The 13,375-nt window shown below is 45.6% G+C and carries 10 protein-coding genes; 8 read left to right on the top strand and 2 right to left on the bottom strand.

The features are described from left to right. Positions 1 to 92: 92 nt before the first annotated feature. The 3 genes from DLM76_RS10690 to pepN all read left to right on the top strand — a co-directional run bounded on the left by DLM76_RS10690 (position 93) and on the right by pepN (position 4,622). On the top strand, positions 93 to 671 hold the full coding sequence (locus DLM76_RS10690) for an NUDIX hydrolase (RefSeq protein ID WP_118965278.1): 579 nt from the start codon (positions 93 to 95) through the stop codon (positions 669 to 671). Between the two features lies 1 nt (position 672). After that, a complete protein-coding gene (locus DLM76_RS10685; RefSeq protein ID WP_118965177.1) occupies positions 673 to 1,929 on the top strand; it encodes an MFS transporter in 1,257 nt (418 codons plus the stop codon). Between the two features lie 167 nt (positions 1,930 to 2,096). Continuing rightward, positions 2,097 to 4,622, top strand: a complete 2,526-nt coding sequence (gene pepN / locus DLM76_RS10680; protein ID WP_118965176.1) for an aminopeptidase N — start codon at positions 2,097 to 2,099, stop codon at positions 4,620 to 4,622. 195 nt (positions 4,623 to 4,817) lie between these two features. On the opposite strand, the gene DLM76_RS10675 is transcribed toward pepN, so the two are convergent. Together DLM76_RS10675 and DLM76_RS10670 are read right to left on the bottom strand one after the other, a co-directional pair. Further along, complete coding sequence (locus DLM76_RS10675) at positions 4,818 to 5,927, bottom strand: alkane 1-monooxygenase (protein ID WP_118965175.1); 1,110 nt, start codon at positions 5,925 to 5,927, stop codon at positions 4,818 to 4,820. Positions 5,928 to 5,982: 55 nt separating this feature from the next. After that, positions 5,983 to 6,573 carry a TetR/AcrR family transcriptional regulator gene (locus tag DLM76_RS10670; protein ID WP_118955358.1) on the bottom strand — a complete coding sequence of 197 codons (591 nt, stop codon included), beginning with the start codon at positions 6,571 to 6,573 and terminating at the stop codon, positions 5,983 to 5,985. A gap of 566 nt (positions 6,574 to 7,139) precedes the next feature. On the opposite strand from DLM76_RS10670, the gene DLM76_RS21560 reads away from it, so the two are divergent. From DLM76_RS21560 to DLM76_RS10640, 5 genes are all read left to right on the top strand, one after another. Further along, on the top strand, positions 7,140 to 7,295 hold the full coding sequence (locus tag DLM76_RS21560) for a hypothetical protein (RefSeq protein ID WP_158586384.1): 156 nt from the start codon (positions 7,140 to 7,142) through the stop codon (positions 7,293 to 7,295). A 448-nt stretch (positions 7,296 to 7,743) separates the two neighbouring features. Further along, positions 7,744 to 8,058: an LIMLP_04285 family protein gene (locus tag DLM76_RS10655; RefSeq protein WP_118955361.1), complete on the top strand. Its 315-nt coding sequence runs from the start codon at positions 7,744 to 7,746 to the stop codon at positions 8,056 to 8,058. Between the two features lie 169 nt (positions 8,059 to 8,227). Then, positions 8,228 to 9,613: an oxidative stress response protein LipL48 gene (lipL48, locus tag DLM76_RS10650; RefSeq protein WP_118965172.1), complete on the top strand. Its 1,386-nt coding sequence runs from the start codon at positions 8,228 to 8,230 to the stop codon at positions 9,611 to 9,613. A gap of 48 nt (positions 9,614 to 9,661) precedes the next feature. Further along, the gene (locus tag DLM76_RS10645; protein WP_118955363.1) at positions 9,662 to 10,282 is read left to right on the top strand and encodes an LA3241 family PerA/PerB upregulated protein; all 621 of its coding nucleotides are present in this window, start codon (positions 9,662 to 9,664) and stop codon (positions 10,280 to 10,282) included. Then, entirely contained in the window at positions 10,279 to 13,242 is a 2,964-nt protein-coding gene (locus DLM76_RS10640) for a TonB-dependent receptor (RefSeq protein ID WP_118965171.1), read from the top strand. Before DLM76_RS10645 ends, DLM76_RS10640 begins: the two co-directional genes overlap by 4 nt. Positions 13,243 to 13,375: the final 133 nt, after the last annotated feature.

Genomic DNA, 13,375 nt, shown 5'->3' with positions numbered 1-13,375 from the left:
ACTAGTTTCGTCGGCCGGAGTTCCGTCCACTGGCGATCGGTCGGAATTCTCTCTTGGATAAAAAAACAGGTTCGGAAAGAATGGAGATGCGAATGAAACCTTTTAACCCGGAAGAATACGATCCTCTCGCAAATCTTTGGTCCAAAAACGATCGAAAAGATTTGATCCAAACCCCGATTTTCAAACTCGTTTCCTGGCATACCACTTCCCCCGACCGAAAAGTTTCGAGGGACTTTTTTCACTTGGAATCATTGGATTGGGTCAACGTGATCGCTCTTACACCGGACGACAAAATTCTTCTCATCGACCAATACAGACACGGCATTCATCGTTTCAGTTTGGAAATCCCCGGAGGAATCGCAGAGAAAGCGACCCTTCTCGAATCGGCGCAAGCCGAACTGGTGGAAGAGACGGGTTACGTCTCCGACGAATGGGAATACTTGGGAAAGGTTACGGGAAACCCCGCGATCCTGAACAATTGGTGTCATACTTTTATTGCGAAAAACGTTCGTAAACTTCACGATCAGGATCTGGACGATAGCGAACAAATCGAAATCTTTGAAACTCCTCTCCGCAACGTTCCCCGTTTGATCGACGAGAACATTCTCCATCATGGAATGATGGTCGCCGCTCTCGGAATGTATTTTATAAAGAACCCAATCCAAAACTAGAATGACTCAAACTTCAACTAAACACGATCCTTTTCAAGCGCTGAAAGTCGCCGATTATCGCTCCTTTCTTTTCGGCAAGTTTATGGTGACTCTTTCCATCAGCATTCAAACCACCGTGGTCGGCTGGCAAATGTATCATCTCACGGGAAGCAACCTGCACGTCGGATTTATCGGACTTACGGAAGCGATTCCTTCGATCACGATGGCGTTGTTTTCCGGTTTGATCATCGATTCTTTTCCGAGAAAAAAAATCATCACATCCGCGCTCGGCCTTTTGTCGATTTGTTCCCTTCTCCTCCTTGTATTAGTAGTTCCTAATATGAATTGGATTCTCCGAGATTTCGGAGTGTATCCGATCTACGGAGTGATCTTTCTTTCCGGAATCGCGAGAGGATTTTTAAATCCGGCGACGGCCGCGTTTCAAACGCAACTCGTCGATAAGGAAACGTTTCCCAACTCGGCGACTTGGAGCGGGATCGCGTGGCAGACTTCTTTGGTTTTAGGTCCTCTTACGGGAGGAATGCTGATCGTAGCCGGTCTTTATTTCGCGTATTCGGTCGACCTTTTACTGATGACCTTCGGTTTAACGATGATGCTTCTCGTAAAAGGAAAACCGGTTCCTCCGAAACCGGAAGAAAGCGAAACCATCTGGCAAAGTTTGAGCAGCGGATGGAAGTTCGTTTCTTCGCATCAGATCATTCTCGGAGCGATTTCACTCGACTTGTTCGCGGTATTGTTCGGAGGCGCGGTCGCCCTTCTTCCTTCGTTTACCGAAAAGATTCTCGGTCAAAGTCCGGAGATTTTCGGAATTCTTCGTTCGGCTCAAGGAGTCGGCGCGGTTCTTTGCGCGTTCTTCATCGCGGCGAGACCTCCGAAAAAACATTCTGGTTGGATTCTTCTTTCCTGCGTGTTCGGTTTCGGTATAAGCATCATTCTTTTCGGACTTTCTAACGATTATAGAATTTCGTTTCTTTGTCTTGCGGCGGCGGGTGCGTTCGATATGGTCAGCGTCGTGATTCGACATACGATCGTGCAGATGCATACACCCGATCACATGAGAGGAAGGGTTTCCGCGGTGAATCATATCTTCATCGGTTCTTCGAACGAAATCGGAGAATTCGAATCCGGTGTGACCGCGGAATGGCTCGGAATCCGTAAGTCCATCGTCGCGGGCGGCGCGTTGACCCTTTTGACGGTTGCGTTTGTGGGCGGAATCGCCCCTCGCCTTCGCAAAATGCAGCTGAAAGACATTCTTTAAGAACCCGGCCCTTAAACGAGCCGGAACCTTGTAGCGAATTCGTTTCAGAACGAAAAATTGAATTTTAAAACACTCTGTAAATTATTTATTGCTGGAAAAATCTTAGACTCGGGCGTTCTCTTTGTCCTTTACGGAACGCCCGCGTTCTTGTAAAAACGGAAAACCTCATGGACGCTCCAAATATACTCACACAAACGGAAGCTCTTGAAAGAGCAAGCCTCGTCAATCAAGTCAGCTACGAAATTCGCCTCGATCTGAAAGCTGGATCGTCCACGTATCAGGGAGAAACGAAGATTCTCTTTTTTTATACGGGCAAAGGAAAGGGAAAACTCAAAGTGGACTTTGTCACAAAGAAGATCGAAGTATTTCTTCTGAACGGAAAGGATTTTTCCGGTTACACCAAAACCGATTCCTCTTTGGATTTGCCGGGCGATTCGCTGAATCAAGGGAAGAATGAAATCAAGATCAAGTATGTGAACGACTACAATCACAGCGGTTCGGGATTTCATCAGTTCAAAGATCCTTCGGACAATTCGGAATATCTTCACACGGATTTCGAACCGTTCGAAGCGCACCGATTGTTTCCGTGTTTCGATCAGCCCGATCTTAAAGCGACGTACGAACTTTCCCTTGTTGGTCCGAAGGAATGGAAATACGTTCACAACACTCTTCCTCTCAAAGAAGAAGTTCAAAAAGAAAGAATCTCCATTCGGTTTCAAAAGACCGCTTTGTTCTCCACGTATTTGTTCGCTTTGATCGCAGGACCGTACGAAGTTTGGGAAGATAAATACAAAAACATTCCCTTACGAATTTTATGCAGAAAGTCCCTTTCCAAATATTTGGATGCGGAGAATCTGTTTGCGATCACGAAGGAATCCTTTGCGTTTTTAGAATCGTATTTCGATCTTCCGTATCCGTACGCCAAATACGATCAGATCTTCGTGCCCGAATTCAATATGGGTGCGATGGAAAACGTGGGGGCGGTTACGTTTTCGGAACATTATATTTTTAGAAGTCCCCGGATCTATTCCGAATATCTCGGAAGAGCCAACACGATCTATCACGAGATGGTTCATATGTGGTTCGGAAATCTGGTCACGATGAAATGGTGGAACGATCTTTGGTTGAACGAAAGTTTTGCGGATTACCTTTCCTATTACGCGATGTCGCACGGGAAATTATTTCCGGACGCGCTCGAACACTTTTATGTTCGGGAAGAATGGGCGTATCGGGAAGATCAGTTGTCCACGACTCATCCGATAGCCGGAAGCGCGGAAAACACGTTAGACGCCATCAGCAATTTCGACGGGATCTCCTATTCCAAAGGAGCTTCCGTCCTTCGGCAGTTGATGTATTATATCGGAGAGGATTCTTTCCGAAAAGCGATGCGGAAATACTTTCAGAAATTCGCGAATTCGAATACGGTTCAAACCGACTTTTTGGATACGATGTCCGAAACGTCGGGAATCGATATCCGCGGCTGGAGCAAAGAATGGCTGGATACGACCGGAGTGAATACGCTTCTTCCCGAATGGAAAGAGGATCATCTGTTAATCCGACAGCTTCCTTCCGAAAAGAACGGTCTCTTTCGAACGCACGCGCTGGAAGTTACGATTTTTTCCCTGAATGGCGACACGTTCGAAGTCGCGTGGAAGGACCGGGTGGTCGTCAAGGGACAAGAAACGATTCTCCCTTATAAACACAAACCGGGATCTTCGGAGATCGTCGTATTGAACACGAACGATTATGCGTATGCGAAGACCTATCTTCCGAAGGACGGGATCGCTCTTTTAAAAACTTCTTTGAACAAACTCAAGGATCGTTTTGCGCGGAGAATTCTCTGGGGTTCCCTGTGGCAGATGACGCGCGACGCGGAAATTTCTCCGAAAGATTTTCTGGAACTGGTATTCGCACAAGGAATTTACGAAGAGGACATCGCGGTTCGAAGCAGTCATATTCTAACGAAGGCTTCTTCCATCGCCGCGAGTTATCTCAAAAAAGAACACAGGGAAGAATGGTCCACAAAGCTGAACGAACTCGCCAAACGCGGGTTACACGATTCATCCACGAAGGAAGAGGAAAAAATCGTGTGGTATCGAATGCTGGAAGGAACTTCGAGAACGCCCGGGCAACTCTCCTACCTAAAGGATCTTTTGGACGGAACGATTGTCATTCCCGGAATTAAAATCGATCAGGAAAGAAGATGGAGTATTTTGACCCGTCTTTCGGCGTTCGGAAACAAAGACGCGTTCGATCTGATAGCGCAAGAGGAAAAAGCGGACACTTCCGATCTCGGCGCCAAAAAAGCATACGGTGCGAGAGTCGCTTATCCCGATGCAAAATCCAAAGCAGAAGCTTGGAAAGAATTCACGAATGCGAAAACGAAACTTTCCACGGACACGCTTCGTTACGGAATGCGAGGTTTTTATTGGGATCATCAGGAAGATATGCTGAAGCAATACGAAGACTTATACTTTGCGGCGGTGATCGGAATTTATAAGGATCGCGATTCTCATTTTTCTTCCGCTTTTGGAAATATCTTATTTCCAGGTGTCGAACCGAACCAAGCGCTCGTCGATAAAACAAATCGTTTTTTGAAAGAACAGAAGGAAATTCCGGCCTTGCTGAAGAAGGATTTAAAACAACACAGGGATGATTTGGAAAGAACGGTGAAAATTCTTTCGAGACAGTGAGAAGTTTTGTGGGAGTTCCCACGCCGAAGCAGGATGAATTTGCCTTGCGGGATCGGGAATTTTCTGCTATAGACAAGTCGTCCGTGTTTTCCCACCGCCACACCCCCCACCCAACTAGGGCGGGGCGCGAAAATTTTACGGAAAGACCGTCGTACCTCCGACAAATCTTTCCTTTTACAATTTCCTTGACCTACTTCAACCGTTCGCTCCGACAGACAAAGCCGCATCCCCATAATATTTCTTCTTCCAGGCTTCCAGTCTCCAATCCATAATCTTAAACCAAAGAGGGGGAAACAGGGCGATCAATACCATCACTTCATATCCGTAAGGAAGCTGCGGACTTTCCTCGAAATGTCTTAAAGCCGAATAACGTCTTCCGGCGTTCGCATGGTGATCCGAATGTCTCTGAAGATGAAACAAAAACGCGTTACTCACCGCAAAGTTTTGATTCCATGAATGAATCGGCTGCACTCTTTCGAATTTACCCGGAGCGATTTCTTTTCTTTGAAGACCGTAGTGTTCGATATAGTTGACGAGTTCCAAAAGGGAAAATGCGATAAAGCTCTGAGCGAAAAAGAACGCGGGGACTTCCCAGGAAAAACGACCCGTATAAAGAGTCAATGTCGCAGTAACAAATCCGATAAACAGAAGCGGAACGATCGTGGAAGAGATCATCTCATTCTCTAAAGAAAGAACGGATTTTCCCGCTTTCGAAAGACGTTTCGCTTCTAACTTCCATGCGGAAAAATAAGAACCGAAAACCGTTCTTGGATAAAAACGGTAAAAGGATTCACCCTTACGGGAAGAAGCGGGATCTTCGTGTGTCGAAACGTTCACATGATGACCGCGGTTATGTTCGATAAAAAAATGCATATAACAAACGGTCATCAGAATGAACTTGGAATACCATTGTTCTATCTTCTTGCTTTTATGACCCAGTTCGTGCGCTACCGTGATGCCGATTCCTCCGGTGTTGATTCCGATCGCGAGAACGAAACCCCACCATTCCAAAGTGGAAAGGTCCTTCGTTTGAACTTCGTATAAGGCCCAAAGAACCAAACCGAATTGCACCCACGCCCAAACGTATGTCAAAAATCGAAAGTAGAATTCGTTCTGTAGCGCCGGAACTTCTTCTTCCGCCGGATTGGATGGATCGGCTCCGATCACAACGTCCAAGATCGGCAATAAACCGAACACGATCGCGAAGGTAAGAAAGTTATATGCTCCGCCTAAATAATATCCAAGCACTGCAAAGGCAGGCACTAAAAAGCAAACGATAAACGAATAACGTTTCAAATTGTTCATAACAAAATTCTCTCCATTTTCTCTTTGATGCCAGATACGGATCGAACGAACCGCATCAGGCTCTTTTAGGTTCCAATAATAAACCGATCGAAATCAAAGGAGCAAAACCTCTGACAAGGGAGAATGTCTTTTCAAAATCCGCCGTTTCCCGATCCAGCATTCTTTGAAAAACGGTTCCGATCAAAACTCCGAAGAAAAGTTTTTCCAGCTCCTCGTTATTCAACGCGAGATGACTTTCGATCGCGTCTCGAAAAACCGAAGAACACTCCTTTAAGATCGCCCTGGCAGGCTCGGACTCTTCCAATCGGTAAAGATCGGAAGCGATTAGAATGAGCTTTTGAAAATGCCCTTCCCTTTCTTTCACGAAATCGAAAAGAACCTCAAGCCTTTCCCGAAAATCCTTAGATCGGCTTCCGTTTCGAATCCCTTCCAATTGCTCCGCGTCATCCCGAACGATCCATCGCGCCATTTGCTCGAACAAAACTTCTTTTGTCGGAAAATAGTGATACAGAGTCCCCGTAGAAACACGAAGCTCTTTGGAAATCTCCCGCATCGTAACCGTCGCATATCCCTTCATTGCGAATAAATCGAGGCAACGCTTTAAAATGGAAATTCGATACGCGTCATGATCTACAACCTTTGGCAATGGATTCTCCTTAATTTCGAACAATCGTTTTTATAGAACACCGGTTATTATATAAAAAAATAAATCAACCGCAAGAAAAAAATCTGAAAAAACGAAAAAGGCGGTTTTTATAGAAAGAATTCCGAATTTTTTTTCGAGAAACGTAGCTTTTTCCTGACAATTTTTCAGAGATCGCAAAGAATTGTAGGGATTTCGGCTTCCCGAAACTCTCCATTTAAGCGAAGCAAAGAATCGAAATCACGAACTCGATCCGTAAGAATTTCTATCATTTTGTTCCGGAAAACCCATCTGCATAGACGCATCCGTGATTGGAATTGTCTGCGTTTCGGTTTGTTTCCTTTCGGTTTCAGTTTTGAAGATCAAAAAAGGTCCTGTTTGAGACAGACCCACCGCTCGGAAATCGTCCCCGTGCCCGTGCCTCCATTGTGAGGAATCAATTGAAGAATGGGAACTAAACCAATTCTCGTTTTCATAAACCTTTCTCCAATCCATTTAGAAAATTTTTTGACAGAGAGGATCTGAATATTCTCGGCAAAGGCATCAGGACGACGCACAGGAATCAAAACTTGAAAGCGCAGAAAAGCGCTTATGCGGGAGATTGGATTTCCACTTTAGAAGTTTTGAATTTTCTTCCCAAGGCGGGGATAATCCCGTTGTTCTACGATTTCGGCCCGGGCTACTCTTCTTTAAGCGCCTTGAGGCAATCTCGCTCCACACATTGAATCCGCCGATCACCGGAATCGTTTGAAAACGCACGGCTTCGAAATGGATCAAGGATTTTTACTTTTAAAACCCCTCACCACTTATGATCGGAGAATTTCGCCGAAAACCCTTCGGCCGTATCTTTCTTCTAACTTTTCCATTCATTCCCGTAAGAGACGACGCTTTATTCCCAATGTCCGAAAGAGTAGTCCGTTTCGCGAAGCTCACTCAAACTTCTCCTTTAAAACGCCATTTCATCTCGACTTTGTTAAACGAACTCACTCCAATTCGTTTTCACGCGTCAGGAAATCGGTTAAGAATTCGAACGAGATTCAATTCGATTGGAATCATTCTATAAGAACCGGCGATCATCTTTAACACGTTTGTAACATTCATCGCGTTTTTCCTCTTGTGCGATTTTGTAATAATGAGAAGCGGTAGACATTCTCTTTGGGAAATGATTACAAAATGATTACACGTTTATCCATAACTCTTTTATTATTCGCGTTATTCTCGTTTAACGGCCTCTTTGCTGACACAGTAAAAAACGTTAAAACGAACGAAACGATCGAGAACGTCAAGACTTCCGAAAACGAACAAGGCATCATTGTAGAATATGAAGACGGAACCAAAAGGGGCTTCAAAAAAGACGCGGTCACCGTGGAAAAAAAAGAAGTCGCTTGGAATAAGGAAGAGGAATCAAAAGAAGAGACGAAAGGAGATCGTTATTTCGCTTTCGGCTCTTTAGGATTTCTTCTCATTCTTTTTTTCGCCCTCCCGTAACATATTAGTAATATTTTATATTTATGAAAGCGGCGAAAAACATCTCCAAATCCGATCGATTATCAGGAGCGAAAGTTACGGGAATTATATCCGTTTGTAACTCCAACGTAACGCCCTTTCGTTATTTTACATTTAGACCTTTTAGGTTTATTCTCCAAGGAGTCATAAGATGAAATCGACTTATACCAAAAGAGTGTCGCTTCTAATTGTAAGCCTCTCACTCTTGTTATCCTCTTTCGCAAACTGCAAAGAAGATAAACAAGACAACAACATGGCCATTCTTCTGGCCTTACTGGCTAGCTCCAACGAAAACGCAGGTTCTGCGATCTGTGACGGAGCTTCAATCCAAGGCGGAAACACCGTTCTTTCAGGAAACATCACTTCCAGTCAAAGTTTCGCAGCTTACTCTTCCACTTCTATTAGCGGAATCGTAAGAGTAAAGAGCGGCGCGACTTTAACGTTTGCAAGAGGCGCGGTGGTTTTCGGAACGGCAGGTTCCGCATTGATCATCGAACAAGGTGCAAAAATCGTAACCAACGGAGACGCTGCCGCTCCGGTATGTTTCACATCTTCTAAAACTTCCGGCAACAGAGCGCCAGGCGACTGGGGTGGAATCTTGATCGTAGGCGACGGTATCGGTTCCAGAGCTGCGGCTCAGAACACCGAAGGAGGAACCGGTCTCCAATACAATAGCGGCGCAAACGATGCGGGTAATTCCGGAAGTTTCGCTTATACCATCGTTGAATTTGCAGGAAACGAAGTATCGGTCGGAGACGAGCTGAACGGAATTTCCATGTATGTGGTCGGTAGCGGAACAACCTTGGATCACGTTCAAGTTCACAGACATTTGGACGACGGCGTTGAATCTTGGGGCGGGGCATGGACCGGAAAATATCTTCTGATGACAGGCGGTATGGACGACGACCTCGACTTGGATGAAGCATACACCGGAAAAGTTCAGTTCGTAATCTCTCAAAAATATCCAACCTCTTGCGGTGGAACCGCTTCCACGGATCCTCACGGATTTGAGATGGACGGAACTCACAGTTCCGGAACCGCATCCGCAACTGCCAAAACGACGACCAATGTAAAACTTTCCAACTTCACTCTCCTCGGAAAAAGCGTTTCCAACGGATTCGGTGCGAGATTGAGAGAAGGACTTCAAGGAAAATTTACGAATGGTCTGATCTACGGATTCCAATCCGGAAACATCGACTGTGTGTTGAACGCAACCGGTGGCGGACCAGCAACGGCGCCTACGTTCGCAAACGTATTGGTCGAAGCGGCTAAAACAAATGGAAACACCGCAGCTTGCACTCTTCCTTCAACAGGACTGACTGCGCTTCCGGTTGTTTCTTTAGGATCGGGAGATTCCGACAACTGCGCTTTCGCGACAAAACCGGATTATCAGCCTTCCGGTGAAGCTGCTGCGGCTGCAGGTTCTGCCCTTACTGCGCAATCCTCTGACACGTTTTTTACCGATAACACCACTTACGGTGGTATGATCACAGGTCAAAACTGGGCCAGCGGATGGACGGTTTATAGAGCGAGATAATTTTACGAAGAGGATTCTCTTGGGAGAATCCTCTTTTTACCTTCGAATATGTTCCAGAAAACATTCAATTTTTTAAATATTCCTCTGCTCCTTCTTGTTTCCCTTTCGATCCTCGATTGCAAACAAAAAGGACAACGACCCGACTTCGACAAGGAAATCTTGGATCCGAAACTCGCGGCAGAAATTCAAAAAGACAGAAACATTCTTACATCCGAACTCAAGGATTCGTATCATATCGATCATTCTTCCAAATCCGTGGAAGAGGCTTTGGAAAAAGCCCTGACCGAAATCAGAAATTCCAAAGGGAATACGGACGATCTGTTTCGATACTCGTGCAGTCCGAACGAAATACGAACTATTTACCTTCCTAATAATTTAGATCAAAACAACATCATAGCGAACTCGAAAATCGAAGACGCGATGTATCTGCTGCAAATAAGACGCACGGCAGGAATCGATAAAGTCAGACAAAATCTTCAAGGAACCAAAGGGAAAATCAAAGTTCTCCCTCTTCCTAAGCCGTATAACGTGCGTAAGCTGACAAACATCAACGGCTATATCATTAAGGACTTCGATTTGGAAGTCGATCTGAAGACGATCCACATAGATGAAATCAAACTCGTTATAGAACATAAAAATCAATTTAAAGTTTGTACGTACGGAACATGAAAAAGAAAACAATCAGCTTACTATTCTTTGTCTCGATATTGGCCAGCCCGGTATTCGGACAAAATACGGGGAAACTCAGGGGAAAGATCGTGGATTCGGAATCGGGGGATCCGGTCTTCGGAGCGGTAGTTATCGTTCGCTCGATCAAAGCGGCAACGCGAAGCGACTTCGACGGTAAATACGAATTGAATCTTCCCGCCGGAGAACATACGGTCGAATTCCAAATGATGGGCTTCGCTACGCAGTTTAAAAAGATCACGATCGCACCCGGCGCACAACTTCCGATGAACATCGTAATGGGGGCGCAGGTTCTCGACACCGTGGAAGTCAAGGGACGCGGTCTTGAAAATTCGGAATCCGCCTTATTGGCTCTTCAAAGAAAGAGCGGCGTCGTTTCCGACGGGATCAGCGAGGAAGCGATCAAGAAAAGTCCGGATTCGTCCGCAGGAGACGTTCTTCGAAGAGTAACTGGGATCACTCTTGTCGGCGGTAAGTTTATCTTTGTCCGCGGTTTAGGAGAAAGATACTCGAATACGATTTTGAACGATTCCATCATTCCTTCTCCCGAGCCGGATAAACGGATCGTTCCTTTGGATTTATTTCCCGCAGGAGTCATCAAAAATATCCGCGTAATCAAAACGGCTTCGGCGGAAGATTCCGCGGAATTTTCCGGAGGGATCGTTAAGATCGAAACGAAAGAATATCCAGACAATCTTCTTCTTTCCGTATCGTTAGGAGTCGGTAAGAACACGCAAGTTGCGGGTCATAAATTCAAAACGTTCAACGTCGGCGACATGAACAACAACTTCGGTTTGCCTTCGAAAAATCAGCAACTGCCCGATTTGATCTCCGGGTTACCGAAAGTCGTTCCGTTCGTGGAAGGAGACCGTTTCGGCGGAATTCCGACTAACTTAATGAAGCTGGGAGCGTTGTCGTTCAATCAAGAATGGTCTCCGAGAGAAGAGGATTCTCCATTTAACAAATCCTTCAGCATTTCAGCGGGAAACTCGTTCAAAACGGAAAAATGGGGAAGATTCGGAGTACTCGCGGGAACCACCTATAACAGAAGTTACAACTATAGAGAAGAAGCAAACGCTCGTTTTCAAGCGTCGAATCCGATTTCCCTTTATTTAAAAGATTCGAATATGCTCCGTCCGTTAAACCAGAACAACCAAAAGATCTACACCGAGGAAGTTCTCTGGGGAAACAACTTAAACCTCGCATACGAACCGAAGATCGGTCAGCAGTTCTTCATTAAAACCTTATATTCGGTCCAGTCCGATAAGATCGTAAGAGAAGGAGAAGGAACGAATTACATCGACAACTTCAACTTTAAATCTTCCAACTTGAACTTCGTGAGCAGAACGATTTTCAACAATACCTTGGGCGGAGAACACGAAATCCGCGCTCTCGGAGGTGCAAGACCGCATAAGCTGGAATGGAACGTCAACTACGCGTTAGCCGAAAGAGACGAACCCAACGCGAGCAACCAAGCTTGGTCCCAAGGCGGAAGCGATCTCGCGAACGGATTCCGCAGACTGGGAAACAACCCGGACGGAACGAGATACTTTTCAACCACTGCGGACACCGCTCGCAGCCAATCTTTGAAATACGAGATTCCGTTCAGTCAATGGGACGGACTTCAGAGCAAGCTGAAACTCGGAGTGAGCAACCTGGACCGTTTCAAACACTTCGAATTCAGAGAATTCGCACAAAGAAACTTTGCGGGTAGCGATCGCGATTACATCTATCCGATTCCCGGGGAAATCATCTACAACCCTCTGACCTATTTAAACGGTAATAGAAAAATTTTCGAACGTGCTTCGGGTAACAACGCATACGACGCCGCACAAGCTCTCAAAGCGGCTTTCGCACAATTGGAAGTTCCGATGATGGCGAAGTTGAAATCCATCGTCGGCGTTAGATACGAAGACAGTTATCAAAAAACTCAAACTTACGATCTTAAGAACAGCTGGAACGGATTCATTCCGAACTACGGCTGTAAAACGAACTCGGAAGAGGAAAGACTTCTTCTGGTACGATCCAACGTTTGCGATACCAACAACAACGGTATCGGAGAGTTGAGAACGAAAGATAAACTTCCTTCCGCGAACGTTGCTTGGGAATTCGCAAAAGACATGAATCTTAGATTCGGTTATTCCCAAACACTAACAAGACCCGACTTGAGAGAACTTTCTCCTTTCGGTTTTGCCGCCTACTTTCAGGCGGATCGAATCTTCGGTAATTCGAGTCTTCAAAGAACGTATATCCATAACTACGATGTACGATGGGAATACTATGTGACCAACACGGACTATATCGGAGTCGGGGCGTTCTATAAGAATCTTTCCAATCCGATCGAGTTGATCGGATTACCGGTGGCCGGAAGCGCAAGTTTGGTATACAAATACGCGAACGCGCAGCAAGCGACCATCCGAGGAATCGAGTTGGATTACCGTAAGGAACTTCTCTGGTGGTTGCGATTGGAAGCGAACGTATTCTTTATCAAGTCCAGAGTGGACGTGATCGACGCGAATATCTACGGCTTCATCGCTACCGGACAAGTGGATCCGGTCTCGACTTACGCGGCCTATGCCCCGACTACTCTCAATCGCCCGCTTCAAGGACAATCCGATTTCGTCGCGAACATGAGAATAGACGTATTCACCTCCAGAACGAAAAAACACAACGTAGGATTCTATTATAACTACTTCAGCGATCGGATCGCGCTCGTTGGTTCGGACGGAGTTCCTAACGCCATTCAAAAAGGAACGGGAACTTCGGATGTCGTATACACTTACAGGCACAACGATCGATTGGATTTTAGAGCAGCCGCACGAAACATCATGAACACCCAGTTCAAGATCACGCAAACCGACCCGCTTACCGGTCAGGAATACGTGTTCCAAAAATATAGAACCGGGGTCGATATTTCCTTCTCTGCTACATACAAACTCTGATTTTAAATTCTCCGAATCCGGTTCGAAATCGAATCGGATTCGGTTCTTCTTCCTCCTCCTTAAGTTTCAAATCCGTAATTTCTTTGTAATCATCCGGTAACAATCCAAAGGTATATTACAGAAATATTTTAAT

The organism is Leptospira yasudae, assembly GCF_003545925.1.
GTDB lineage: Bacteria > Spirochaetota > Leptospiria > Leptospirales > Leptospiraceae > Leptospira > Leptospira yasudae.
Note: the sequence above shows the minus strand (reverse complement) of the source record. Positions and strands in the feature narration are given on the sequence as shown.

Bases quoted from the DNA above. Each gene is read 5' to 3' on its own strand.
- DLM76_RS10690 (WP_118965278.1), top strand. From the start codon at position 93: ATGAAACCTTTTAACCCGGAAGAATACGATCCTCTCGCAAATCTTTGG.
- DLM76_RS10685 (WP_118965177.1), top strand. From the start codon at position 673: ATGACTCAAACTTCAACTAAACACGATCCTTTTCAAGCGCTGAAAGTC.
- pepN (WP_118965176.1), top strand. From the start codon at position 2,097: ATGGACGCTCCAAATATACTCACACAAACGGAAGCTCTTGAAAGAGCA.
- DLM76_RS10675 (WP_118965175.1), bottom strand. From the start codon at position 5,927: ATGAACAATTTGAAACGTTATTCGTTTATCGTTTGCTTTTTAGTGCCT.
- DLM76_RS10655 (WP_118955361.1), top strand. From the start codon at position 7,744: ATGATTACACGTTTATCCATAACTCTTTTATTATTCGCGTTATTCTCG.
- lipL48 (WP_118965172.1), top strand. From the start codon at position 8,228: ATGAAATCGACTTATACCAAAAGAGTGTCGCTTCTAATTGTAAGCCTC.
- DLM76_RS10645 (WP_118955363.1), top strand. From the start codon at position 9,662: ATGTTCCAGAAAACATTCAATTTTTTAAATATTCCTCTGCTCCTTCTT.
- DLM76_RS10640 (WP_118965171.1), top strand. From the start codon at position 10,279: ATGAAAAAGAAAACAATCAGCTTACTATTCTTTGTCTCGATATTGGCC.